This window comes from Streptomyces sp. B15 (assembly GCF_018070605.1).
Classification (GTDB): Bacteria; Actinomycetota; Actinomycetes; order Streptomycetales; family Streptomycetaceae; genus Streptomyces; species Streptomyces smyrnaeus.
In genome coordinates, this window is record NZ_JAGPXJ010000049.1 from 31,568 (window position 1) to 54,754 (window position 23,187).

Genomic DNA, 23,187 nt, shown 5'->3' on the forward strand with positions numbered 1-23,187 from the left:
AGCTGAACCATGCGCGCAGCGGTACTGCTCGAAACAGGCCAGGACAAACTCGAAGTCGTCGACGACATCGAGCCGGCCGCATTCGGTCCCGGCAAGGTGCGGGTCCGGATCAAGGCCACCGGACTGTGCCACTCCGACCTCTCCGCGATGAGCGGAGTGCTGCCGCAGCCGGCCCCGTTCGTGCCCGGACACGAGGGTGCGGGCGAAGTGCTGGAGACGGGGGAGGGGGTGACCCACCTCGCGCCGGGCGACCGCGTCGTGGTGTGCTGGCTTCCCCCCTGCAACAGCTGTCCCGCCTGCCGCCGCGGCCAGCGCCATCTGTGCCTGGCCGGATTCATGAACGCGGGCACCCCCAACTTCCGCCGCACCACGGGCGGTACCGCCGAAGGGGGCGAGGTCTTCGGCTTCGCCGGCACGGGTACCTTCGCCGAAGAGGTCGTCCTCGACGCGCCCTGCGCGGTGCCGATACCGGACGACGTGCCGTACGAGGTCGCCGCGCTCATCGGCTGCGGTGTCACCACAGGGCTGGGAGCGGTCTTCAACACCGCACGGGTGGAGGCCGGCACGTCGGTGGCCGTCATCGGCTGCGGAGGCGTCGGCATCAGCACCATCCAGGGGGCCCGGGTCTGCGGGGCCGCGCATATCGTGGCCGTCGACCCGGTCGCCGGGCGCCGCGAGGCCGCGCTGCGCTTCGGTGCGACGGAGGCGGTGGCGCCGCAAGAACTCGCCGACGCCAAGCGCCGGATCACCGCGGACGAGGGGTTCGACCACGTCTTCGAGGTCGTCGGGAGATCGGCGACGGCCCGCACCGCCTACGAGGCCACCCGGCGCGGCGGCACGCTGTGCGTGGTGGGGGCGGGCGCCATGGACGACCAGCTCCAGTTCAACATGTTCGAGCTGTTCTTCGACGAGAAGCGCATCCTCCCCTCCCTCTACGGCGGCGGCGACGTGCTGCGGTCCTACGACCGCGCGGTGGCGCTGTGGCGCGCCGGGCGGATCGAGCTGGAGGGGCTGATCACCCACCGGGTGCGCCTCGAAGAGATCAACGAGGCCATCGACCAGATGCGCACGGGGGAGGCGCTCCGCACCAGCATCTCCCTCTAGCGCGACCCGCGAGCGCGAGCCACCGAGGAAGGACCGTATGTCTGTGCAGGGCTGTTTGCAGGGCAGAACCGCCATCGTGACCGGTGCGGGGCGCGGTTTGGGGCGCGCCGAGGCGCTGGAGTTGGGGCGGCTGGGCGCACGGGTCGTCGTCAACGACGTGGAGGGGGCGGGCCAGGGAGCACCTTCGGGGTCCCCGGCAGCTGGGGAAGGCGGCGGGGCAGCGAGGACGCCCGCCGAACAGGTCGCCGCCGAGATCCGGGAGGCGGGGGGCGAGGCCGTCGCCCACCACGGCGACGTGGCCGACCTCGCACAGGCCCGCGAGCTGGTCCGGCTGGCCCTGGACACCTTCGGGTCGCTGGAGGTGCTGGTCAACAACGCGGGCATCCTGCGGGACCGGATGGTCTTCTCGATGAGCGAGGAGGAGTGGGACGCGGTCGTCCGCGTCCATCTCAAGGGCCACTTCGCCACCACCCGTTTCGCCGCCGCGCACTGGCGCGCGGCGGCGAAGGCGGCGGGCGGACCCGTCTACGGGAGGATCGTCAACACCTCCTCCGAGGCCTTCTTGGCGGGCTCACCGGGCCAGCCCAACTACGCGGCGGCCAAGGGCGGCATCGTCGGTCTGACGACTTCCACGGCGGGCGCGCTGGCCAAGTACGGGGTGACGGTGAACGCCATCTGTCCTCGGGCGCGCACCCGGATGACCGAGGACGTCTTCCAGGGGATCGAGGCACCGGCGGACGGCGTCGACCCGCTGGCGCCGGAACATGTCTCACCGCTGGTGGGCTATCTGGCCTCCCCGGCGGCGGCCCGGATCAACGGGCAGGTGCTGGTGGTGCACGGCGGCACGGTGGCGCTGCTGGAGCGGCCCAAGGTGGCCGCCAAGTTCGACACCGGCAAGGACATGTTCACCGTCGAGGAACTGGACGAGCGACTGACCCCGTACTTCGCCGAGCGCTCGGCGCAGGAGAACTTCGCCGCGGTCGAGGTGCTGGGCCTCAAGAAGGACTGACACGGACGGCGAAGCCCCGGCCCGCCGCGCCGTTCCGGGCGGCGGGCCGGGGCCCGTCACGTGCTCGCACGGGGTGGGCGACGAACCGTCCGCCCGCCCCGCCGGTTACTGCGCGGGCTCGGGACGGCGGTGGCGCCCCCGGGCCGCTACGGTCTGCTCCTCATGTGCGGCGGCTTCCCCCCTGTGCTTCCCCCGGTGAGTCCCCTCGCCGGCCGTCTGCGTGTCGCTGGGCGTCTCGGTCTGGGTGTTCGACATCGTGATGGCACTCCGTCAATCTCTTGCTCTGCCGTCGTACCCGGCGGAGTTTATCGACCCGACCGAGCGCCTCTCGATCCGTTTCACCGGCCGGTCACGCCGTTCCGCTGGTCAACGGGGCCTGCTGGAGGGGGACCGGTTTGGGCACCGGTTCGGCCCCGGCCCCGAACGAGCGGGCACTGCCTGCGGAAACCCTTCTGCGCACCATGGAACCCAGCAGTCCGGACGGCGGTACTCCGTGATCACGATGTTGTAGAGCCGTGACGTCACCACCGGCCGGAGCCGTCGGCTCCGCCCGCTCGGCCGCCCTCGGCGGCGCACCCGGTGCCGGTCCGGGAACCGGTCCGGGAACCGGTCCGAGCGCCGCCCCGGGAGCGGGCACGGGGGCGGGGGCGGGCGGCGGCCCGGACGGTGGGTCGGCGGCGCCCTCCTCCTCGTCCGGCAGCGGTGTGCGCATCCGCGCCAGCCCGCACGGGTTGTGCGCCGTCGAACAGGGGACGCGCAGCTCGCCGTCGGCCGTCCACAGTGCGTGCCCCGTCAGCCACCCCGGCGGGCCCGCCAGGTGCCGCAACTCCCGCAGCCCCGGCCGCCACACGGCCAGCCAGGCCCCTCCCGGGCCGCCGGCTCCCGAAGGCCCGCACGGCACCCTTGGCGCGGGGTCCACGCGCAGCGCCACCGCGCACCGCTCGGGCAGCAGCGTCTGCCCGGGCTGCACGGCGATTGGCGTCAGCCGGGTGTCTTCGGGATGCAGCGCCTCGGGGAACCGGACCGGGCGGTGGCTGCCCAGCACCCCCCAGCCCAGCCGCTCCTCACCCGGCGCGTTCGAGCGGACGAGCAGCAGGCCGCTGTCCCGGTCGGCCAGCAGCAGCCGGTCGTCGCTCTCCTCGGTGATCTCCAGTAGCGGTGAGACGTCGCCGCCCGCGCCGAGGTCCACCGCGACCGACTTGACGGGCCCCTCGCCGTCCGGGCCCGCGGCGTCGAGGGCGAGCAGCCGCCCCTCGGGGTCCAGCCAGGCGCCGCCGGAGCACCGGCCGCCCAGGCGTGCGACCCGGACAGGCGGGCGGCAGGAGCCGTCGGCCACCAGCCAGACGCCGGTGGCGCGGCCGTCCGGCTCCCGGGCCAGGGCGTAGGCGCGGACGCCGCAGGGCGCCGGGGGCAGCAGCCGCAACTCGTCCGTCTCCACGGTGCCCAGCCGTCGCTCACCGGTCTCCGGGCCCGAGGGGTAGAGCAGCGCCAAGGAGTAACGTCCCTGCGCCCGGCGGGCGATCAGCACCCGTCCGTCCGCGAGCGGCAGTACACCGCTGTCGGCCTCCTCGGGCTGTTCCACGGGCAGCGGCACCGCGTACGGCTCCGGGCCGTCGAGCGTCCAGCGCTCCGGATACCACAGCTCCGAGCCGGGCTGCGTGGTGAGCCTGGCGGCGTAGGAGCCGTCCGCAGCGACCGTGAAGCTCTCGTTCATGACCCTGGCAGCACTCGCAGTCATGCCTCGATCACCTCCGGTGACGAAGCTAGGCGTCGTACTCGCAGTCGAACAGCGACAGTTGCACCGCTTCACGCGGACGGGTGACCGAATACGGCGTTCCACTGCGAGGCGCCCGGGAGTGTGCTGACGGCCTTCCCGCACCCGGCGCCCCGGGCCGGGCGGGCGCCGACCGGGCCGACGGCGCCGCGGCCGTGGACAGGTAGCCTTGCCCCCGTGCCAGCACAGCCCACACTCTCCGAAGTCATCGCAGCGCTCGACACCCTGTGGCCACGCGACCGCGCCGAGCAGTGGGACGCCGTCGGCACCGTCTGCGGCGAGGTGTCCGACCCACAGGCGCGCGTCAGCCGCGTCCTGTTCGCCGTCGACCCCGTGCAGCAGGTCGCCGACGAGGCCGTCGCCAAGGGCGCCGAGCTCCTGGTCACCCACCACCCGCTCTATCTGCGCGGCACCACCACGGTCGCCGCCGACACCTTCAAGGGCCGTGTCGTCCACACCCTGATCAAGAACGGTGTCGCACTCCACGTCGCCCACACCAACGCCGACACCGCCGACCCCGGCGTCTCCGACGCGCTCGCCGGAGCGCTCGGGCTGCGCGTGCTGCGCCCCCTGGTGCCCGACCCCACCGACCCCGCCGGGCGGCGCGGCCTGGGCCGGATCTGCGAGTTGGAGCGCCCGCTCGCGCTGGGCGACTTCGTCGAGCAGGCCGCCGCCTCGCTGCCCGTCACCGCACAGGGCATCCGCGCCGCCGGCGACCCCGCCGCGACCATCTCGACGGTCGCCGTGTGCGGCGGCTCCGGCGACGGTCTCTTCGACACCGTACGGGCCGCGGGCGTCGACGCGTACCTCACCGCCGACCTGCGCCACCACCCCGCGTCCGAGGCCCGGGAGCACTCGCCGCTCACCCTGCTGGACGCCGCGCACTTCGCCACCGAATGGCCCTGGTGCGAGCAGGCGGCCGCGCAGCTCGACGCCGTCGCCGAACGGGAGGGCTGGGACCTGCGCACCGAGGTCTCGCGCACCGTCACCGACCCGTGGACCGCGCACGCCCCCTCGCTGCCGCAGGAGACACCCTTCTCCGGACGGTCCACGGCACAGCAGACCGCACTGACCGACAACGACCTCACCCCGGGAGCCCCCAACTGAATGCCGCGCCCGCCGATCAGATCCGCCTGCTGGACGTCCAGGCACTCGACACCCGCCTGACGCAGCTCGCGCACAAGCGCAGGACCCTGCCCGAGCACGAGGAGATCCAGCAGCTGGAGGCCGACCTCGCCCAGCTCCGCGACCTGCTCGTGGCCGCGCAGACCGAGGAGAGCGACACAGCGCGCGAACAGACCAAGGCGGAGCAGGACGTCGACCAGGTCCGTCAGCGGGCGGCCCGCGACCAGCAGCGTCTCGACTCCGGCGCGGTCACCAACCCCAAGGATCTGGCGAACCTGCAGAGCGAGATCGCCTCCCTCGCCAAGCGTCAGAGCGACCTGGAGGACGTCGTACTGGAGGTCATGGAGCGCCGCGAGTCCGCGGCCGAGCGCGCGGCCGAACACGGCGAGCGCGTCGAGTCCGTCGGCGCCAAGCTGCAGGAGGCCACCGCCCGCCGCGACGCCGCGCTCCAGGAGATCGAGGCCGAGCTCGGCAGCGTCCGCAAGGAGCGCGACACCGTCGCCGGCGCCGTCCCCGACGAGCTGCTCAAGCTCTACGACAAGATCCGTGAGCGCGAGGGCGGGGTCGGAGCGGCCAAGCTCTACCAGCGGCGCTGCGAGGGCTGCCGCCTGGAGTTGAACATCACCGAGATGAACGACGTCCGCGAGGCACCCGCCGACGCCGTGCTGCGGTGCGAGAACTGCCGCCGCATCCTGGTGCGCACCCCGGAGTCCGGACTGTGAGCTGGGGGCACCCCCGGCCGGAGTCCCCCAGCTACCGCTGGGAGGCGCCCCGAGGGGGAGCGCACGCGGCTGCCGGGGTGCAGCCGGCGACGATGCGCGCACGCTGCCGCGTGGGCGGCAGTGACATGAGCCGCTGCCGCGGCGGGGCGAACGGAGGGACGTCGTGAGCGACGCGCACGCGGCTGCCGGGGTGCAGTCAGCGACGATGCCGGCACGCTGCCGCGTGGGCGGAGAAGTGAACAGAGGGACGCTGTGAGTGGCGCTCGGGCGCGCCGCACCTTTGTCGTCGAGGCCGACGGCGGCTCCCGGGGTAACCCGGGCCCGGCCGGATACGGCGCCGTCGTCAAGGACGCGGCCTCGGGCGAAACCCTGCGCGAGACCGCCGAGTTCATCGGCCGGGCCACCAACAACGTCGCCGAGTACCGCGGCCTGCTCGCCGGGCTGCGCGCCGCCTACGAGCTCGACGCGGACGCGGCGGTGCTGGTGCGGATGGACTCCAAGCTGGTCGTCGAGCAGATGTCGGGCCGCTGGAAGATCAAGCACCCCGACATGCGCCCCCTCGCCATGGAGGCCGCCGCCGTCTTCCCGCCGGACGCCGTCACCTACGAGTGGATCCCGCGCGAGAAGAACAAGCACGCCGACCGCCTCGCCAACGAGGCGATGGACGCCGGCGGGCGCGGGGAGCGCTGGGAGGCGGGCGCCTCCCGCGCGGAGCTCGACACGGCGTCGGACGCCGGGGCCGTGGGAGGCGCGGTGCCCGCACCGCAGCCCGCCGCGACCGATCCCGGCCCCACGGCTCCCGCCGCCCGCGTGGGCTGGGGCCCCGACCTGGGCACACCCACCACCTTCGTACTGCTCCGGCACGGTGAGACGCCCCTCACGCCCGAGAAACGGTTCTCCGGCAGCGGCGGCCGTGACCCCGAACTCTCCGCCGCGGGGCTGCGGCAGGCCGCGGCCGTCGCCGAGGCGCTGGCCGCACGCGGCACCGTCCAGACCGTGGTCTCCTCTCCGCTGCGCCGCTGCCAGGAGACGGCCGCCGCCGTCGCGGACCGCCTCGGGTTGAGCGTCGGCACCGACGAAGGGCTGCGCGAGACCGACTTCGGCGCCTGGGAGGGCCTGACCTTCGCGGAGGTCCGCGAGCGCCACCCGGAGGACCTCGACGCGTGGCTGGCCTCCGCCGCCGCCCGGCCCACGGGGGGCGGCGAGTCGTTCGAGGAGGTGGCCCGGCGGGTGGCTGCGACCCGCGACGAACTGCTCGCCCGCCATACGGGCCGCACGGTGCTGCTGGTCACCCATGTGACGCCGATCAAGACGCTGGTCCGGCTCGCCCTGGGCGCCCCGCCCGAGTCCCTGTTCCGCATGGAGCTGTCCGCCGCGTCGCTGTCCGCCGTCGCCTACTACGCCGACGGCAACGCCTCGCTGCGGCTGCTGAACGACACGGGACATCTGCGCTGACGCCGCGTCGCCACACCCCCTGTCGAAGAGACGCTTGTCAAAGGGGCGCTTGTCGAAGAGACCCCTGTCAAAGGGACGCTTCCTTGGCGGGGCCCGTGAGCTGGTCCGCGTAGCCCGCCTCGGTCCACACATACTTCTTGAACTGCTCCGGCGTCAGCGCCCCCTGCCAGGGGACCCCGCCGGGGCAGAAGACGCACTCGCAGCCGTGGCAGTAGAACGCGGGGTCCCACACGCGAGCGGCGCGCTCGGCACCCGCGGTCTCGGCCGCACGTTCGCGGCGATCACCGCGCACGACGGCGAGGGTGCCGAGGAAACACACCAGTGCCAGCGCGATTCCGCCCGCGAGGTAGAGCGGCTTGTCCTGCTCGGTGCCCGTGTAGGCGAGGGCGACGCCGATACCGGTGAGGACCATGCCCTCCAGAAAGTGCAGGCAGCCGTCGCCCGCCTTCTGCGGACCCGGTGCCAGCCGCGTCAGCAGATCGTTGCGCAGACCGCCTTTGCCGCGTGCCTCGGCCACCGGGCGCGTCTTTGTCCCACCGCAGCCGGGGCATATCGGCCCGGAGCCCCCACCAGTGCTTTCCCTCGCCATGGAGGCAATCTACCGGGCGGCTGCGGCCCCCGACGCCTCGGCCGCCAGCGCCTGCACCCGGTCCCAGTCCTTGGCCGCGAGGGCGTCCTGCGGCAGCATCCAGGTACCGCCGACGCAGGCGACGTTGGGCAGTTCCAGATAGCCGGCCGCGTTGGCCGCCGTGACGCCGCCGGTGGGGCAGAAGCGTGCCCGGGGCAGGGGCGAGGCCAGGGACTTCAGATAGGCGGTACCGCCTGCCGCCTCCGCGGGGAAGAACTTCATCTGCGTGACCCCGCGCTCCAGCAGCGCCACGACCTCCGAGGCCGTCGAGACGCCGGGCAGGAACGGCACGCCGGAGGCGCGCATGGCCTCCAGGAGTGTGTCCGTCCAGCCGGGGCTGACCAGGAAGCGCGCACCGGCCGCCACGGCGGTGCGCACGCTCTCCGCATCGAGCACCGTGCCCGCGCCGACGACCGCCTCGGGCACGGCGTCGGCGATGGCGCGGATCGCCTCCGGCGCGGCCTCGGTGCGCAGTGTCACCTCGATCGCGGGCAGCCCGCCCGCGGCCAGCGCCCTGGCGAGCGGCACGGCGTCCGCCGCGTCCTCCAGTACGACGACCGGGAGGACGGGGGCGAGGTCGAGCACGGAAGGGGAAGCGGAGGGCGCTGGAGGCATGCCCGTATCGTGCCCGGCAGTAGCAGGCTGCGCAACAGCCGTTGCACTGCGCGCAACACGTGCCTCTGGTCGAGCCGGAGCTACAGCTCCGTCACCACCACGTCCAGCGCCGTGGCCCCCGGCTTGTCGTCGCCCTCGACGACATGGCCCAGCTCGCGCAGTGTCCCGGCCAGCGCCGCCGGGGTCTTCGGCGCCGCTCCCGTCTCCAGCAGCGCGCGGACGATGCGGCCCTTCGTCGCCTTGTTGAAGTGGCTGACGACCGACCTCTTCTCCACCCCGTCCACCAGCCGCGACTGCAGCACCCGCACGGTGGCTGTGCGCCGCGCCAGGTCGCCCTTGGGCTTCCACATGCCCGCGTACGCCGACGAGCGCAGGTCCAGCACCAGACCGCCGCCCGCGGCCTCGGGCAGCACCGACTCCAACGGGCCGCGCCAGTAGGGGCCCAGCGCACCGATGCCGGGCAGTTTCACCCCGCCGGAGAGCCGGTAGGAGGGAATCCGGTCCTTGATCCCGACCGCCCCCCACAGCGCGGAGAACACCAGCAGTGAGCGGGCGGCGCGCCGTTTGGCGGCCGGGTCGAGGGTGGCGAGCCCCAGCGCGTCGTACAGCACACCGGTGTAGATCTCGCCGGCCGGCAGGGTCGGCGCGGTGCGCAGCCGGGCGTTCTTGACGACCTCGCCGCGCAGCCCCTGGCTGAGCCCCAGCACCTCGCGCGCCTTCTCCCGGTCGTCCTCGTCCCCACGGCAGAGCGCCACCAACTCGTCCAGCACCGTCTCCCGCGCCCGCGTCAGCTCCGGCAGCGAGAGCGAGTCCAACTCCAGCGGACGGCCCCTGGCGCCCTCGGCCTTCCCCTCGGACGGCGGCAACAGCACGAGCACGGCACTTCTCCTCGGTTCCTCGGTACAGCGTCGCCGCAGATCCGGCGATGGTGCGCCTCCCCGGCCTCCGGCCGGGGGTTCCCCAGCGTACGGGCCGGGGCGGACGGCGCCGTTCCGGGGCGCTCACACGGCGTGCGGGAAGGCGAAGACCCGATCCGGGTCGTACACGGCCTTGGCCTTGGCCAGCCGGTCGGCGTTGGCGCCGTAGTAGGCATGCCGCCAGTCGCGCAGCGCCGGGTCGGGGCAGTTCTGATAGGCGAAGCCGCTGGCCCACCGGCGCATCGCCGTATGGGTGCCGTCCAGCCAGCCGCGGTGGCCCGCCACCGTCTCGGCGTCCGCGGCGTCCGGCCAGGAGACGAGGTACTGGGCGAGGAAGCGCGCGTCCCGGTGCACGAACGCCGTCGCGTCCGGGCGGGGCCGGCTCACGGCGCCGCCCAGCGCGTCGAGCGCGACGCCACCGGCGCCCCCGTCCCGCAGCCCGGCCAGCCGTTCGACGCGCTCGACCAGCGCCCGTATCCCGGAGTCGGGGAGGGAGCGGGTGTAGAAGTCGGAGCGGACCGCGTACGACTCGCGGGCCACCTTCCCCCGCTTCGTACGGCCCGGCAGCGTGCCCCGCTGGTGGGCCTGGGCGAGCGTCCAGCCGGACACCCCGCCCATCACCTTCATGGCGTCCAGGTACGAGTGCCGCCGCAGCGAGACATCCAGGGCAGGGGCCCCGACCCGGCCCGCGAGCCGGTCGAGCTGGTTCTCCAGCTCCCGGCGCGCCCCCAGCGACAGCCCGCCGACCCGCGCACTGCCCGGACGCCCGCCGGCCGGTGCCGACAGCTGGAGGTTCGCCCAGATCTCCTCGGGTGCGGCCGGAGCCCACCGCTGCCACTCGCGCACCACGGCCGCGGCCCGCGACCACGGCCAGGACAGGAAGAAGGTCTGGCAGGTGGGCGCCACCTGGGTCCGGAAGTCCAGCGAGGTGACGACGCCGAAGTTGCCCCCGCCCCCGCCGCGCAGCGCCCAGAACAGATCGGCGTCGCTGTCCTCGGTGGCCTCGCGCAGCTTGCCGTCGGCGGTGACGACCGCGGCGCCGGTGAGACTGTCGCAGGTCAGCCCGTAGGCGCGGGCGACGGCACCGATCCCGCCGCCCAGCGTGAGCCCCGAGATGCCGACCGTGGGACAGGAGCCCGCCGGTATCGTCCGCTTGCGCGCCGCCAACCCGGCGTAGACATCGATGAGTTTCGCCCCGGCGCCCACCGTGGCACGGCGCCCGGACGCCTGCACCGCCGCCATCTTCTGCACATCGATGACGAGTCGGCCCTTGCCGCTGGACCAGCCGGCGTACGAGTGCCCTCCGCTGCGCACGGCCACCGATATGCCGTTGCGGCGTGCGAAGGACAGGCACTCGGCGATGTCGCCCGGCCCCGCGCAGTACGCCACCGCGGCCGGGCGTACGACGTCGAACCGGGGGTTGAACAGCTTGCGCGCCGCGGTGAAGTCCCGGTCGCCTGGCCGCAGCAGCGTCCCGTCCAGCCCCTCACCGAGCGCGGCCCACCCGGCGTTCTGCTGCGTCCCGTGCGCACGCCCCGTCATCCACGTCCCTCCGGCCGCCTTCGCCGCCCCCTGCTGCCCCGTCGGCACCACCGGCCGTCCTCCTGCTCCGCGACGAAGATCGACTCCGTCGTGGGAGGGGACGGATGTGCGGATAACGCGGTTCCACGCGGTGAGCCGGCTCGCCGCCCCTTCTGTGCCACGATCGGGTGATGGACGATCCGTCCTCCGGCACCCGCGCGGGCGGCAGCTGAGACTGACCGCGACCGAGGAAAGGGTGTGACATGACTGCCATGGCACACGAGCCGCTTTCGCCAGAAGAGCTCCTGTTGGAGGGCTTCTTGGCCCTGGATACGCCCGAGGGCTACCGGGCCGAGTTCATCGAGGCGGACATCGTCGTGAAGCCGCCGCCGGACGGGGACCATGAGGGCTGCATCAGTGTGGTGATGAGACAGGTGGCACGGAAGTCCGTCACCGACATGGATGTCTCCGGGCACAAGGGCCTCAGGCTGACCAGCGGAAGCCGCTGCCCGAAGAACCATGTGATTCCGGACGCCACCTGGGCCCCCACCTCGGCCGGTCTTCTCTGGGGCGCCGAGCCCTGGATGCCCGCCGACGGGGTGGCGATGGTGGCCGAGGTGACCTCGCTCCGGGCGGACCGCGACCGTGAGGTCAAACGCCACTGCTACGCCCTCGCCGACATCCCCCTCTACCTCCTCGTCGACCGGGAGCGCGGGTCGGTGACCCTCTTCAGTGAACCCGGCCACGACGACTACCAGCAGGTCGTCACCATGCCGTTCGGCAAGGAGATCGAGCTCCCGGAGCCCTTTTCCATGACGCTGGAGACAGCCGACCTCGCCTAGCGGCAGGGGGTTCTTCGGGGTGACGGTCACCCGGGAAGCCAACCAGCACCACCGCACCCCCGCCAGCCAATTCTGGTTACAGTCGGCGGCATGACTGATGTGACCGGATTTTCCGCGCGTGGCGATGTCGGGCCTCCCTATGCGATGGGCGGCGAGAAGGAAACACTGGCGGCGTTCCTCGGCTATCTGCGGGAGGCGGTGATCGCCAAGGCGGCCGGGCTCACCGACGAGGTCGGCCTGGCGCCGGGCGTCCCCTCCGGGACGAGCCTGCTGGGCCTGGTCAAGCATCTGACCCGGGTGGAGCGCAACTGGTTCGGCTGGGCGTACGCCGGGCTCGGCCACCAGCCGCTGGACGACGACGAGCCGCCCCGGCCGGGTGAGACCGGCGAGGCCCTGATCGCCGCGTACCAGGAGGCGATCCGCGCGTCGGACGAGACCATCGCCGCCTGCGACGACCTGGACCGCACCGGCGCCCGTTCGCTCCGTGACGCCGAACCGCCCACCATGCGCTGGATCCTCGTCCACATGATCGAGGAGACGGCCCGGCACGCGGGGCACGCCGACATCCTCCGCGAGCAGACCGACGGCGCCACCGGGCGGTAGGGGCGGTAGGGGCGGCGCCACCGGCAGCGGGTCCTCAGAAGGAGCCGAACGTCGGCCGCCCCGCCGGGGTGTAGGTCTGCATCGTGACGCCCGAAGGGAGGGCGTCGGTGGCCTGCAGGCGGAGCGCCGTGGGCACGGCGCCCTCCGCGAAGAGGCGGTGCCCCTTGCCCAGGACCACCGGGTAGACCAGGAGGCGGTACTCGTCGATCAGGTCGTGCGCCATCAGCGACTGGGCGAGTACGCCGCTGCCGTGGATCTGCAACTCGTCGCCCGGCTGCTGCTTCAGCTCCCGTACGGCGTCCACCACGTCGCCGCCGAGCACCGTGGTGTGTTGCCAGTCGGCGTGCTCCAGGGTGGTCGAGGCGACGTACTTGGGCAGGTTGTTCAGCCGGCGGGCGATCACCGGGTCCTCCTCGTCGCCGACCTGCGGCCAGTACGCCGCGAAGATCTCGTAGGTGCGCCGCCCCAGCAGGAAGGCGCCCGCGCGTTCGAACCAGGTGCTGATGTGGTCACCCATGCCCTGGTCGGCGTAGGGCACCACCCAGCCGCCGAGGTCGAAACCGTCGCGGGGGTCCTCCTGGGGCCCGCCTGGCGCCTGCATCACTCCGTCGAGCGACAGCATGGCGGTCAGTGTCAGCTTCGCCATCGTGCATCTCTCCTCGCTGCTTCTCGTTCCCCGCGGCCTTCCGCGGTTGTCCACGGAAAGGGCTCCGGTCCTTCCCGTGGAAAGACCGGAGCCCTCAGCAGAACTCATCGGCGAGGAGCCGCCCGGCTCATGCGACCGGCGCGCCCTCTTCCGCCGGCAGCGTGTCCATGAACGAGCTCACGGAGAAGACCGCGCGCCCCGCGCCCGCCGGGCCGTATCCGGGCGGCGAGGACAGCCCGTGCCGCTGCATCGCCGAGCGGTAGGCGTCCAGCATGCGGATGTGGTACTCCAGCGGGGCGCCCTGCGGATTCGACTTGCCCAGCGGCGTCGTCGGCTCCGGGCACCAGGTGGTGAAGCGCGGGGTGATGCCGTGGGACATGAAGAAGTCCAGGCCCTCGGTGGTGGAGGCGATGGCGTCGTCCACCGAGTCGAAGCCGTACGGCGCCGCCATCTCCACTCCGGCGACGAAGTTCGGGATCACGTTCCGCGGCCCGAAGACCTCCGCGGAGTCGAGGATGCGGCGGTGCCACTCCTCGCGGCCGACGTAGCGCTCCTTGCCGGGGCAGTACAGCTCGAACAGCCGCTTGTCCCACACCTCGAAGTTGGGGTGGTAGATGCGGATGCCGTAGTCGTGGAAGCGCTTGACGTCCTCCTTGGGCAGCGCCTGCGCCACGACCTTGCCGGTCCAGCGGCCCGGGAAGCGCTCCTCGATGGCCTTGGCGTACTGCCCGTAGAAGTCCGCCTCGTCCTTGCCCTGCACCTGCGAGGTGATCGATCCGCCGGTGAGGGTGTAGGCGCTGGAGGCCCCGAGGGTGTCGTGGTCGGAGATGATCTGGAGCGCCTCCAGCACCTCCTCGACCGGCTTCACCCCGGTGTACGGGCGCCCGGCGGCCTTGTGCTGGCGCCAGTTGTGGTTGATGTCGCAGTACTGGCACTCCTCCTTGGCGCCGAAGTACTGGCACACCCGGAAGACCGTCAGATAGATCAGGTAGCCCCACTGGATGGTGGGCGCCACCTCCATCACGGACTTCCCGTTGGCGAGCGTGTGCCGGTAGTAGTCCGGCATCGGCGGCAGACCGACGTCCGCGATCCGCCGTCCGTCCAGATAGAGGCCCAGGGAGCCGTCCTCGCCGGCCTGGACGCGGTACGGCGAGCTCGGGTTCACCCGTACGGAGACCACGGTGCGGCTCAGGTCGTACGGGCCGCCCGTCAGGACGACCTCCTCCGGCGGCCTGCGCAGCGCGGCCTCGCCCAGCTCGGGCAGGGTGCGGTGGTCGAAGGAGAAGATGAAGTACGACTTCGGCTTGACCTCGCCCGTCGCCTTGTCGGCGGTGTCGCTGAGCGCCGAGTCGTCGAAGGCCATCCCGCCCCGAAGCAGGTCCTCCTTCAGCACGGCCTCCCGCGGGATGTGCGGGAAGCGCTCCATCAGGTCCTCGACCAGTGCGGTCCGGTTGCCTTGCTCCTGGTCCCGCTGGCCCTGCCGGTTCCGCCCCGAGGGTGCGGGGGACGGCATCGGCAGGGGAGTCGGCGTTGGCGGCATGGTGTGATCAAGCTCCTCACTTCGCGGCCCGGGGGCGTACCCGACGGTACTCCGGTGCCCGAAAGAGCCGCACACCTGGCCTCTTGTTCCGTACGTCGTCCCCGCGTCGTCCCTGCGTCGTCCCCGCGTCTTCGCCGGGGACGGCGCAGGGACGACCTACGGGGGCTGCCGTACGGGGGCTGCCGTACGGGTGGCGCGGCGCGGCGGGCCGGTCGGCTACGTCCACACGTCGGGGCCGCCGCCGCGCCACTCGATGAGGTTGGGATCGTCCAGCTGGATGTCGGCCGGGTCCAGCCCGGCGCGGCGCAGGAACTCCACGACGTCCTCCGGACGGTGTGCGAAGCCGAGACTTTCGGTGTGTGCGGTCACTTTCCGTCCACTGGTTCCGGACGGAGGGTGCACGACGATGGGTGGGGTCATACCTCCAGCGTGCAACTGTGGCCAACGGTCCGCACCTGTGCGGAAGAGACGGAAGGGGTCGAGGGTGCTGCGAGGGCTTCCGTCCGGGTGACGAGCCATCGGGTGAAGTGCGGATACGTCCCGAATGACCGGACCGTGCCTTGGGCAGCCCGCACGTGTTCGGTGGTCCACCAGCCCCACCGGGGCACCACAAGAAAGGCACCCCCCATGCTCAAACGCACAGCCCTCGCCGCCGCCGCACTGGCCGCCACCGCGCTCCTCGCCGGTGCCGGGTCGGCGGCCGCCTGCCCCGAGGACGAGAACGGCCGCGACGACCACGGAATGACCCAGCCGCAGCAGGCCCAGCAGCCGAAGCAGCAGGCCAAGGACAATCAGGGCGCCATGACCTCGCCGGCGGACCAGGGGGCCATGCGGCCGCAGCAGCAGGGCCGGATGGATGGCCAGGGCCGTACGGACGGCATGCACGACAGCATGCGCCCCATGAGCCCCATGGGGCCGGGGAGCATGCCCGGCATGTGACGGCCGGCTGCCATCCGGCAGCCGTCCCGCAGACGAAGGGTGCGGCCTACGTGGGAGCCGCGCCCTTCCTGCGAGCGGGGGCACCGGGTGGGGGCCCTGCCGGGAGAGGACCTGGCGAGCGAGGGCGCCGGGTAACGAGGGCCCTGCGTGAGAGGGCCCACGAGCGACTGCCCGGCGCGCCGGACCGCAGTGCGCCGGGAGTCCCGCACTGCGGTCCGCGGCGCGCGGCAGCCTGCGTCCCCACGGGCCCGAAATCCGGTTGGCGCTGCCGAGGACAGCACCTACAGTGCGCCTCATGTCTGCTTCTTCCTGCGCCTGCGCGGCCTGCACCTGCGCCGCGTGCTGCGCCGTCACGCGGATCCGCCGCCCTTAGCGGCGGCCCACTCTCCTCACGAGCTCTCCTCACGAGCACCCCTTCGGGAGCTGACGGGAACACACGAGCGTCCCCAGGAGAAACCGCCGCTTCAGCGCGTCAGCGCCGGGCGGCCCGTCGTGCTGCCCGGCTTCCCACGAAGCCGCGGAGGACCCCGTGCCCAGGCACAGCACCCGACACCACGAAGGCCGTCACGAGCTCGGCCAGAACTTCCTCACCGATCCGGCCACGATCGGCACCTTCGTCACTGCCGTCGCGGAAACCGCGGGTCCCGTCGTCGAGATCGGCGGCGGTGACGGCGCGCTGACGCTGCCGCTGCAGCGCCTCGGCCGCCCGCTGACCGTACTGGAGACCGACGCCCGCACCGCCGACCGCCTCCGGCGGCGTACGGCCGCCTCGACCACCGTCCTGCACGCCGACTTCCTGCGGTGGAAGGCGCCGCGGGCACCCCATGTCCTGGTCGGCAACCTCCCGTTCCACCGCACCACCGCGATGCTCCGCCGCATCCTGCACGCGTCCGAGTGGACCGACGCGGTACTCCTCGTCCAGTGGGAGGTGGCGCGGCGCCGCGCGGGTGTGGGCGGCGCGACGATGATGACGGCGCAGTGGTGGCCCTGGTACGACTTCCGGCTGATCCAGCGGGTACCGGCGGCGGCCTTCCGGCCCCGCCCCGGGGTGGACGGCGGACTGATGACGCTCACCCGCCGTGCCGAACCGCTGCTGGACTCCCATGAGCGGCACCGCTACCAGGACTTCGTCCACCGGGTGTTCACCGGCCCCGGCCGCGGCCTGGCCGAGATCCTTCCGGCGGCGGTACGCGGCAGCGGCGGCGGACACGGTGGCGGGCACGGAGGCGGACCGTCCCGGGGCCGAATCCACGGCTGGCTGCGCGGTCACGGCGTCCGCCCGGACGCGCTGCCCAAATCGCTGACGGCGACGCAGTGGGCGGAGCTCTACCACCTCACCGCCCGTACCGCCCGTACCGCCCATACCGCGAACGGGCGGCAGGCGGGCGGCACTCGCGTCCGGCGCCGAACGACTGTCAGTGGCGAGTGACAGACTCCTGAACATCCGTAACCATCATGCTGGCTGCGTGTGGACGGAAGGCCCCGCCGACAGCGCGGCGGGGCCGCTCAGCGAACGGAGGGACGGGATGACGGACGTGTCAGGCAGTGGGGGAGGCAGGAAGTTCCGAGCCGTCACGGCGCTCCAACGTCATGTGGTCAACCCGCTCTCCCGCCGGATGCCCGGCCAGATCCTGCTGGAGACCACGGGCCGCACCACCGGCCGCCCGCGCCGCACCCCGGTCGGCGGGCGCCGGGTGGGGCAGCAGTTCTGGCTGGTGTCCGAGCACGGCACCAGGTCTCAGTACGTCCGCAACATCCAGGCCGACCCGCGTGTGCGGGTGCGCCTGTCCGGCCACTGGTACACCGGTACGGCCCACCCCCTCCCAGAGGACGCCCCGAAGGCCCGCCTCGCCACCCTGCCCCGCCTCAACAGCGCCGTGGTCCGCGCGGTCGGCACCGAGTTGCTGACCATCCGCGTCGACCTCGACGCCGACTGAGCCGATCCGTGCCGCCAGCCGCGCCCGGACTCGTCCCTGCGGCCCAGGTGCGCGGTCACCGCCGGAGCGGTCGACAGACGTGCCCCTTCATCCACCCCCGGCAGCCCCACCGCTGTCCGGGGCCGGTCATGTGAAGGAGGTCTCGTTCCACGTGTCGTTGTCGCTCAAGTCGTCGCACCGGGTGGATCGCCCCTCGCCCGGGGACTCGAGCACGAGTACGTCAACGCCCTGGGCCGTCGAGCACAGGACGGGCAGCCGGTTGGCGGGGTCGGTCGTGTGCGGGGGTGCGGCAGCCAACGTCGCCGCCACGGCGAAGCCGCCCAGCAGCCCGGCGCGCAGCCGGCGGCGCCGACCGGTGAGAGTCTGGTGGACCATGAGAACCTCCGAGAGCGAGTGCGGGCCCGCTCGGGCCCTGCACCGTGCTTCCCGGATCTCCTGTGTCCGCCAACCGCACACGGTGCGTCATCACCCCGGCGAGTGAGGTTTCAGGTCTGACCGGAAGCTGCACGCTGCAGGACGGATACGTGCGTCGCCGGTCCCCGTTCCCGTGCTGCGCCGCCCTTCGGCCCGACCAGATGGCCGCCGTCGCCCCCTACCCGCCTCCGCCGAACGGCGCCCCGTCCCGCTGCTGCCGCACGGCGGGCCCGCCGTGGGCGCGAAGAAGCTTGCCGGTGGGCCGATGTCGAGCGCGGAGCCGGAACCGGACGGCTCTCGAAACCCCCGCCGCGTCTCAGCGAACGTGTGGGTCTCAGCGAAAGCGCGCGTCTCGTCGGAAGGCGGCCGGGTGGCACCGTCCCGGGCCGTCGGCCGACCGGTCTGATTCCCCCATAAGAGGACCACAGCGCATGGATACGGCCACTCGCACCTGGGCATGCACTCGTCGGATCGAAACAGTCGCTCTGCGTGTTCACTGGAGGGCAGATGGCATCCCGGACCCCTCCCAGGCATGTCGCCTGCATCATGGACGGCAACGGCCGCTGGGCCCAGCACCGCGGACTGGAGCGCACCCAGGGCCATATGGCCGCCCTGGCCGCCCTCGACGCGGTCGTGGACGGTGCGTTGGAGCAGGAGATCGAGTGGCTGTCACTGTTCGCCTTCTCCACGGAGAACTGGTCACGCCCGGAGGAAGAGGTCAGCTTCCTGGTGAACTTCCTCGCCCAGCACTTCATCGGCCGGAAAGCACAGGCCATGCACGAGCGCGGGGTGCGCCTGCGCGTGCTGGGCGGCGAGGATGCCCGCATCCCCGCAGTGGTGATGGACGGACTGCGCGCGACCGAGGAACTCACCCGCGACAACAGCACCTTGCAGGTCAGCCTGGCGTTCAACTACGGAGGCCGCCAAGACCTGTGCGAGGCCGCGCAAACGTCTCCCGGAGGGTTCCGGTCCGGGAGATCACGCCCGAGATCTTCGCCCAGCATATGCGGCTGCCCGAACTGCCCGACGTCGACCTGCTGCTGCGCACCGGGGGCGAGCACCGGCTGTCGAACTTCCTGCTGTGGCACTGCGCCTACGCCGAACTCGTCTTCCTCGACGTGCTGTGGCCCGACTTCCGCGTACCGCACTTCCGGCACGCCCTGGAGCTGTACCACCAGCGCCGGCGCCGCTTCGGCACCGTCGACCCGACGGACGCAGCCGACGCTGCCGCCCCCGCGGCGGTCACCAGTGCCCCTGGCGCACCCGGTCCCAGCACGTTGCCCGGCTCCTCCGGGTTGCTGGGCCTGCCCACGGCGATCGCCTCCCACCTGGGCGCCACCTTGTGGGGCGGGCTGAAGGAGACCGCCCGCTTCACCCTGCAACAGCTCAACGCGGAGTCCGCACAGTCCGTGCGCTCGGACCGCCCGGAGTGACCGTGCCCGGTCTGCCAGTACTGGGCCGGCTTCTGCCTCAGGTCACACCCTGGCAGTACGCACTGCACCTGGCCGGGATCCCGCGGGGCCGGCTGCGCGACGACTACACCGCCGCAGCACATGTGGTGGCCCGCAGATACCCCGGAGCCTATGCCCCCGCCCGCCTCCTGATCCCACCGGCCTGGCAACCGCATCTGGTCGCTGTGGGCGCCCTCGGCATCCATGCCGACTGCCTGGCGGACGCGCCGGCACACCGGTGCGATCCGGCGGCCTTCCACGCCTGGACCGAGCAGGTCCGACAGGGGCTGGCCACCGGCCGGGCCGAACAGCCCCTCCTGCGAGCCTTTCTGCACACCGTGCAGGTGCGGTCCATCGAGCCCGCCGACGTCCACACCGCCCTGGCAGGACAAGCCGGCCGCCTGGGAATGACCGGTTACGCCACCGAGCAGGACCACCACGACAACACCGAACTCAGCAACGTCCCAGCCGGCCGCATCCTGCTCGCCGCGTGCGGGGTCCCGGCCCACCCCCGCAACGAGACCGCGCTGCGACTGGGCGCCGACGCGGTGCAACGCTGGGACGATCTCGCCGACCTGGCCGACGACCTGCGCAACGGCTTCCTCACCATTCCCGAAGCCGACCTGCTGCGCTTCGACGTCACCCGCGCCGACCTGGAGGCCGGCCGTGACACCCCCGCCGTCCGAGCCCTCCTCGCCCACGCCTGCGACAAGGCCCGCGCCGCCTTCGAGGTCGCCCAAGCCGCCCTGGGCGACGCCGACCCAGCGGTCCAATACATGTGCCGCCCTTGCCTGATGTTCCTCTCCCAGGGACTCAGGGGCCTGGAACAACGCGGCACCGCGCTGCTCCGCCCCAGCCGCCGCTGGCACTTCCGCCTCTCGCCCGCAGAACTGGTCGACGGCACTGTTCGCACCCTCCACCACCGCCTCCACCTCCCCTGACCCACCCCACCATCCCCCCACCACCACACCGGTCGACGGCGGCCCGACGTGCGTTCGGTGGCGGGGGCCACGGCATCGTGCCGACTGAAGGCGGGACCATCACGACGCCGGCAGAGAGCGGGGGCACAACGACCCGGCGTTGCCGGCCCGGGGCGACGACAAGCCGGGGGCCGCGCCGACGTTGGCTCAGGCTCGCACAGAGAACACTCAGCACGGGTCGAGCATTTCGGCCCGTCTGCACAGGCACGGCGGCGAAGATGGGCGGCATGAGTGACTGGACGGTGATCGGCCTCATCGATGAGGACGCCCGGATCCTGCACGTGGCCGCAGTCTTCCCCGGCGATGTCACCCGGGCTGCCGAGACCCCACGGACTGAGGGCTTCCGGCCCATCACCCGAGCAGTGGCCGCAGCGACGAGCGCGGAGGCCGTGTCCCGGGTGCGAGATGAGGTCGAGGGCGCCGAGCCGATGCCTGCCGGCGGGGGCTGCTTCTCCTGTCGCGACCTCCGGAGTGGCGATCTGCGCGTCCGTGACGCGCTCGGCCACGACAAGCACGGGCACCGGCTGTCGAACCTGATGATGCGGGAGGGCTACGGCGACCCCGCGTCGTTCCTCGCGGCCGACCTCACGGTGCTGGATGCGCTGCGGGGCATGGGCGACGAGTCGAGGGCCCGGGTACGGCGAGCCCGCCGCCGACTCCGTGGCGCCTGACTCGTGATCTACGGACGGGTACCTTTCCGCACAGGCGCGAGCCTTCCCGGACCGGTCCCATACCCGGGCGGCCAGGCGGACGTCCCGCACCCCGGATGTCCTGCCTTCGGCCTCCGCCGCCCCGCCCGCCGTCTTCGTCCGGCGGGTACACGGTGATCGGTGCAGCCATGACACCACCGTGCGCCCGCACCGTGTGGCCCGCATCTCGGAGGCGCCTGCGCCCCGCCGCAGTCAGAGGCACGACAGCCGTAGGCTGACGCCGATGATTACCAGTATCGTCTTCGACGTCGGTGAAACCCTCACCCGTGATGACCGTTACTGGGGGCGCTGGGCCGACTGGCTCGACGTTCCCCGCCACACCCTCTCCGCCCTCGTCGGAGCCGTTGTCGCCCAGGGTCGGGACAACGCCGACGCCATCCGGTTGCTCCGCCCTGGCGTGGACCTGGGTGCCGAACGGGCAGCGATGGAGACCGCGGGCCTCGGCGAGGTCCTGGACGACTCGGACCTGTACGACGATGTGCGGCCTGGCTTGGCAGCCCTCCGGTCTGCTGGCTACCGGGTGCACATTGCTGGGAACCAGACAGCCCGCGCCGGCGAGCTGCTGCGGAGCCTCGACCTTCCGGCCGACACGATCTCCACGTCCGGCGAGTGGGGGTGCGCCAAACCGACGGCCGCGTTCTTCGAGCGGGTCTTGGCCACGGCGGGAAGCGACCCGGCCGCCACTCTTTACGTGGGTGACCACCCGGCGAACGACGTGGCGCCAGCTGCACGGGCGGGACTGCGGACCTGCCTGCTACGCCGTGGACCGTGGGGGCACCTGTGGGTGGACACCGCTGATCCTGCACCGGACTTCCGCATCGACGGCATCCTCGACTTGCCCACGGTGCTGACCTCATAGGCGTGGTGCCCCGTCAAAGACGCAGCCTGACGGGGCACCAGTCGCTACCGTTCTATGTGCCTGCACAGAACGGAGTATCCGTATGCCCGTTGATCCGCGCTGGGGAGTCGGGGAACGCGTCGCTGCCGCACGCGGGCTAGCCCGTATGACTCAGAAGGAACTGGCCGATGCGTCGGGAGTCTCCTACAGCATGGTGCGTGCCATTGAGCGAGGCGCCCGAATGCCAGGGGAAGACGTGCTCGATGCGCTCGCCGACGCCCTGGGCGTCGATCCGGGTCGCCTGCTTGGGCACCGTGGTCCTACCGACTCCCGCGTGCACGACGAAATTCCCGAGCTGTCCCGGGTGATCGCAGCGTACGACCTGCCGGAGGACGGGCCGGTCCGGCCCCTCGAAGAGCTGCGCGGCGCTGTCTCGAAGGTGACCGACTGGCGGGTGGGGGCCCAATACCTGCGCATCGCCCGCACCGTGCCGGGGTTGCTGGACGAACTTGCACGGGCCTTCGACCGGGCCAACGGTGCTGATCGACCAGAGATCGCCCGGCTGCTGGTGTCGGGGTACCGCACTGCGGACGCGGTGGCCTACAAGTTCGGCTACAGGGACTTGTCGGCGCGACTGGTGGAGCTCATGAGATGGGCTGCGCCAACAGCAGAGGACCCGCTACTTGATGCGGCTGTCGCCTACGTGCGCACCGAGACGTATTTCGCGGCCCAAGCCCACGAGCCAGGGCTACGCGCGCTGGAAACAGCCCTGGACACTGCTCCTCGCACATCCGGCGCCGCAGAGGTCGCCGCCCGGGGGACCTTGCACTTGCGGGCAGCGATCGTTGCAGGCCGCGCAGGGCGCGAGGACACTGCGATGATGCATATCGGCGAGGCGCGCCGCTGCGCCGATGCAGTACCCGAAGCGGTTTATTACGGGACGGCGTTCGGTCCTTCATCGGTTCGCGTCCATGAGGTTTCTCTGGCCGTGAGCCTCGGGGACCGGCACCTTCAGCGAGCGCTGGACATCGCGCACGAATGGGCTCCCCCTCGTGATCTACCCGCTGAGCGGCGCTCGGGCTTCTACATCGAGGTAGGTCGCGCCCAACTGTGGGCTGGCCTGGCGGACGACGCGTTCGAGTCGCTGAAGGTCGCGCGCCGGATCGCCCCGCAGCATGCTCGCGACCACAAGTGGGTTCGTGAGGACATCGCCACGCTGCGCCGGCTGAAGCGTGCTGACCGCGAGGATCTCTCCAACTACGCGGGTTGGTGCCGCGCGGTATGACCAACTAGGACTTGTCCGGTCGATCATGTGACTACTTCGTGTCCGGGTCGTTGATGTGGACATGGGGCGGGGTGATCTGACTGATGCCGAGTGGGAACGGCTGCGGCCGTTCCTGCCGGTCAGCAACGGACG

The 23,187-nt window shown here is 72.3% G+C and carries 24 protein-coding genes and 1 pseudogene; 16 read left to right on the top strand and 9 right to left on the bottom strand.

The features are described 5' to 3' along the window. Positions 1-9 precede the first annotated feature (9 nt). Complete coding sequence (locus KBY19_RS21650) at positions 10-1,104, top strand: Zn-dependent alcohol dehydrogenase (protein WP_099880379.1); 1,095 nt, start codon at positions 10-12, stop codon at positions 1,102-1,104. Between the two features lie 37 nt (positions 1,105-1,141). Beyond that, a complete protein-coding gene (locus KBY19_RS21655) occupies positions 1,142-2,113 on the top strand; it encodes a 3-oxoacyl-ACP reductase (protein ID WP_099880377.1) in 972 nt (323 codons plus the stop codon). A gap of 349 nt (positions 2,114-2,462) precedes the next feature. On the opposite strand, the gene KBY19_RS21660 is transcribed toward KBY19_RS21655, so the two are convergent. Further along, positions 2,463-3,851: a hypothetical protein gene (locus tag KBY19_RS21660; RefSeq protein ID WP_210966493.1), complete on the bottom strand. Its 1,389-nt coding sequence runs from the start codon at positions 3,849-3,851 to the stop codon at positions 2,463-2,465. A 213-nt stretch (positions 3,852-4,064) separates the two neighbouring features. Between KBY19_RS21660 and KBY19_RS21665 the strand changes: the two genes are divergently transcribed. The 3 genes from KBY19_RS21665 (at position 4,065) to KBY19_RS21675 (ending at position 7,189) form a co-directional block, all read left to right on the top strand. Further along, a complete protein-coding gene (locus tag KBY19_RS21665; RefSeq protein ID WP_210966494.1) occupies positions 4,065-4,994 on the top strand; it encodes a Nif3-like dinuclear metal center hexameric protein in 930 nt (309 codons plus the stop codon). Next, positions 4,991-5,734, top strand: a complete 744-nt coding sequence (locus tag KBY19_RS21670) for a zinc ribbon domain-containing protein (protein ID WP_180289901.1) — start codon at positions 4,991-4,993, stop codon at positions 5,732-5,734. Before KBY19_RS21665 ends, KBY19_RS21670 begins: the two co-directional genes overlap by 4 nt. A gap of 252 nt (positions 5,735-5,986) precedes the next feature. Beyond that, the gene (locus KBY19_RS21675) at positions 5,987-7,189 is read left to right on the top strand and encodes a bifunctional RNase H/acid phosphatase (RefSeq protein ID WP_185016753.1); all 1,203 of its coding nucleotides are present in this window, start codon (positions 5,987-5,989) and stop codon (positions 7,187-7,189) included. Positions 7,190-7,256: 67 nt separating this feature from the next. Here KBY19_RS21675 and KBY19_RS21680 read toward each other — a convergent pair whose 3' ends face one another. From KBY19_RS21680 to KBY19_RS21695, 4 genes are all read right to left on the bottom strand, one after another. After that, the gene (locus KBY19_RS21680; protein ID WP_307842311.1) at positions 7,257-7,706 is read right to left on the bottom strand and encodes a hypothetical protein; all 450 of its coding nucleotides are present in this window, start codon (positions 7,704-7,706) and stop codon (positions 7,257-7,259) included. Between the two features lie 81 nt (positions 7,707-7,787). After that, on the bottom strand, positions 7,788-8,432 hold the full coding sequence (gene eda, locus KBY19_RS21685) for a bifunctional 4-hydroxy-2-oxoglutarate aldolase/2-dehydro-3-deoxy-phosphogluconate aldolase (RefSeq protein ID WP_210966495.1): 645 nt from the start codon (positions 8,430-8,432) through the stop codon (positions 7,788-7,790). A gap of 80 nt (positions 8,433-8,512) precedes the next feature. Then, on the bottom strand, positions 8,513-9,310 hold the full coding sequence (yaaA, locus tag KBY19_RS21690) for a peroxide stress protein YaaA (RefSeq protein ID WP_099880360.1): 798 nt from the start codon (positions 9,308-9,310) through the stop codon (positions 8,513-8,515). A gap of 123 nt (positions 9,311-9,433) precedes the next feature. After that, positions 9,434-10,942, bottom strand: coding sequence for an FAD-binding oxidoreductase (locus tag KBY19_RS21695; protein ID WP_307843576.1), 1,509 nt, complete (start codon positions 10,940-10,942; stop codon positions 9,434-9,436). A 200-nt stretch (positions 10,943-11,142) separates the two neighbouring features. On the opposite strand from KBY19_RS21695, the gene KBY19_RS21700 reads away from it, so the two are divergent. Further along, positions 11,143-11,712: a Uma2 family endonuclease gene (locus tag KBY19_RS21700; RefSeq protein ID WP_210966500.1), complete on the top strand. Its 570-nt coding sequence runs from the start codon at positions 11,143-11,145 to the stop codon at positions 11,710-11,712. 90 nt (positions 11,713-11,802) lie between these two features. Then, positions 11,803-12,315, top strand: coding sequence for a DinB family protein (locus tag KBY19_RS21705; RefSeq protein WP_099880358.1), 513 nt, complete (start codon positions 11,803-11,805; stop codon positions 12,313-12,315). Between the two features lie 34 nt (positions 12,316-12,349). On the opposite strand, the gene KBY19_RS21710 is transcribed toward KBY19_RS21705, so the two are convergent. The 3 genes from KBY19_RS21710 to KBY19_RS21720 form a co-directional block, all read right to left on the bottom strand. Beyond that, on the bottom strand, positions 12,350-12,961 hold the full coding sequence (locus tag KBY19_RS21710; RefSeq protein WP_185016751.1) for a dihydrofolate reductase family protein: 612 nt from the start codon (positions 12,959-12,961) through the stop codon (positions 12,350-12,352). Positions 12,962-13,088: 127 nt separating this feature from the next. Next, the gene (locus KBY19_RS21715; protein ID WP_247691263.1) at positions 13,089-14,387 is read right to left on the bottom strand and encodes a radical SAM protein; all 1,299 of its coding nucleotides are present in this window, start codon (positions 14,385-14,387) and stop codon (positions 13,089-13,091) included. Between the two features lie 330 nt (positions 14,388-14,717). Continuing rightward, positions 14,718-14,921: a hypothetical protein gene (locus tag KBY19_RS21720; RefSeq protein WP_099880351.1), complete on the bottom strand. Its 204-nt coding sequence runs from the start codon at positions 14,919-14,921 to the stop codon at positions 14,718-14,720. A gap of 207 nt (positions 14,922-15,128) precedes the next feature. On the opposite strand from KBY19_RS21720, the gene KBY19_RS21725 reads away from it, so the two are divergent. The 3 genes from KBY19_RS21725 to KBY19_RS21735 all read left to right on the top strand — a co-directional run bounded on the left by KBY19_RS21725 (position 15,129) and on the right by KBY19_RS21735 (position 17,377). Then, entirely contained in the window at positions 15,129-15,440 is a 312-nt protein-coding gene (locus KBY19_RS21725) for a hypothetical protein (RefSeq protein WP_099880349.1), read from the top strand. Positions 15,441-15,969: 529 nt separating this feature from the next. Continuing rightward, the gene (erm, locus tag KBY19_RS21730) at positions 15,970-16,869 is read left to right on the top strand and encodes a 23S ribosomal RNA methyltransferase Erm (protein ID WP_210966496.1); all 900 of its coding nucleotides are present in this window, start codon (positions 15,970-15,972) and stop codon (positions 16,867-16,869) included. A gap of 97 nt (positions 16,870-16,966) precedes the next feature. After that, positions 16,967-17,377 carry a nitroreductase/quinone reductase family protein gene (locus KBY19_RS21735; RefSeq protein ID WP_099880343.1) on the top strand — a complete coding sequence of 137 codons (411 nt, stop codon included), beginning with the start codon at positions 16,967-16,969 and terminating at the stop codon, positions 17,375-17,377. A gap of 126 nt (positions 17,378-17,503) precedes the next feature. On the opposite strand, the gene KBY19_RS21740 is transcribed toward KBY19_RS21735, so the two are convergent. Next, the gene (locus tag KBY19_RS21740; RefSeq protein WP_210955396.1) at positions 17,504-17,752 is read right to left on the bottom strand and encodes a hypothetical protein; all 249 of its coding nucleotides are present in this window, start codon (positions 17,750-17,752) and stop codon (positions 17,504-17,506) included. A 585-nt stretch (positions 17,753-18,337) separates the two neighbouring features. Between KBY19_RS21740 and KBY19_RS37285 the strand changes: the two are divergent. The 6 genes and pseudogenes from KBY19_RS37285 to KBY19_RS21765 all read left to right on the top strand — a co-directional run. Then, positions 18,338-18,685: pseudogene (locus KBY19_RS37285) on the top strand (undecaprenyl diphosphate synthase family protein); the annotation flags it as partial. 38 nt (positions 18,686-18,723) lie between these two features. After that, positions 18,724-19,224 carry an undecaprenyl diphosphate synthase family protein gene (locus KBY19_RS37290; RefSeq protein ID WP_307843577.1) on the top strand — a complete coding sequence of 167 codons (501 nt, stop codon included), beginning with the start codon at positions 18,724-18,726 and terminating at the stop codon, positions 19,222-19,224. 2 nt (positions 19,225-19,226) lie between these two features. Continuing rightward, positions 19,227-20,183 carry a squalene/phytoene synthase family protein gene (locus KBY19_RS21750; protein ID WP_185016749.1) on the top strand — a complete coding sequence of 319 codons (957 nt, stop codon included), beginning with the start codon at positions 19,227-19,229 and terminating at the stop codon, positions 20,181-20,183. Between the two features lie 266 nt (positions 20,184-20,449). Next, positions 20,450-20,893, top strand: coding sequence for a hypothetical protein (locus KBY19_RS21755; RefSeq protein WP_143674862.1), 444 nt, complete (start codon positions 20,450-20,452; stop codon positions 20,891-20,893). Positions 20,894-21,155: 262 nt separating this feature from the next. Beyond that, on the top strand, positions 21,156-21,791 hold the full coding sequence (locus KBY19_RS21760) for an HAD family hydrolase (RefSeq protein ID WP_185016747.1): 636 nt from the start codon (positions 21,156-21,158) through the stop codon (positions 21,789-21,791). A gap of 82 nt (positions 21,792-21,873) precedes the next feature. Beyond that, complete coding sequence (locus tag KBY19_RS21765; RefSeq protein ID WP_185016746.1) at positions 21,874-23,055, top strand: helix-turn-helix domain-containing protein; 1,182 nt, start codon at positions 21,874-21,876, stop codon at positions 23,053-23,055. Positions 23,056-23,187 lie beyond the last annotated feature (132 nt).

What these genes read in the sequence shown, in the direction of transcription:
- KBY19_RS21650 (WP_099880379.1), top strand. Translation starts at nt 10, where the DNA reads ATGCGCGCAGCGGTACTGCTCGAAACAGGCCAGGACAAACTCGAAGTC.
- KBY19_RS21655 (WP_099880377.1), top strand. Translation starts at nt 1,142, where the DNA reads ATGTCTGTGCAGGGCTGTTTGCAGGGCAGAACCGCCATCGTGACCGGT.
- KBY19_RS21660 (WP_210966493.1), bottom strand. Translation starts at nt 3,851, where the DNA reads ATGACTGCGAGTGCTGCCAGGGTCATGAACGAGAGCTTCACGGTCGCT.
- eda (WP_210966495.1), bottom strand. Translation starts at nt 8,432, where the DNA reads ATGCCTCCAGCGCCCTCCGCTTCCCCTTCCGTGCTCGACCTCGCCCCC.
- KBY19_RS21700 (WP_210966500.1), top strand. Translation starts at nt 11,143, where the DNA reads ATGGCACACGAGCCGCTTTCGCCAGAAGAGCTCCTGTTGGAGGGCTTC.
- KBY19_RS21705 (WP_099880358.1), top strand. Translation starts at nt 11,803, where the DNA reads ATGACTGATGTGACCGGATTTTCCGCGCGTGGCGATGTCGGGCCTCCC.
- KBY19_RS21710 (WP_185016751.1), bottom strand. Translation starts at nt 12,961, where the DNA reads ATGGCGAAGCTGACACTGACCGCCATGCTGTCGCTCGACGGAGTGATG.
- KBY19_RS21715 (WP_247691263.1), bottom strand. Translation starts at nt 14,387, where the DNA reads ATGGAGCGCTTCCCGCACATCCCGCGGGAGGCCGTGCTGAAGGAGGAC.
- KBY19_RS21720 (WP_099880351.1), bottom strand. Translation starts at nt 14,921, where the DNA reads ATGACCCCACCCATCGTCGTGCACCCTCCGTCCGGAACCAGTGGACGG.
- KBY19_RS21725 (WP_099880349.1), top strand. Translation starts at nt 15,129, where the DNA reads ATGCTCAAACGCACAGCCCTCGCCGCCGCCGCACTGGCCGCCACCGCG.
- KBY19_RS21735 (WP_099880343.1), top strand. Translation starts at nt 16,967, where the DNA reads ATGACGGACGTGTCAGGCAGTGGGGGAGGCAGGAAGTTCCGAGCCGTC.
- KBY19_RS21740 (WP_210955396.1), bottom strand. Translation starts at nt 17,752, where the DNA reads ATGGTCCACCAGACTCTCACCGGTCGGCGCCGCCGGCTGCGCGCCGGG.
- KBY19_RS21755 (WP_143674862.1), top strand. Translation starts at nt 20,450, where the DNA reads ATGAGTGACTGGACGGTGATCGGCCTCATCGATGAGGACGCCCGGATC.
- KBY19_RS21760 (WP_185016747.1), top strand. Translation starts at nt 21,156, where the DNA reads ATGATTACCAGTATCGTCTTCGACGTCGGTGAAACCCTCACCCGTGAT.
- KBY19_RS21765 (WP_185016746.1), top strand. Translation starts at nt 21,874, where the DNA reads ATGCCCGTTGATCCGCGCTGGGGAGTCGGGGAACGCGTCGCTGCCGCA.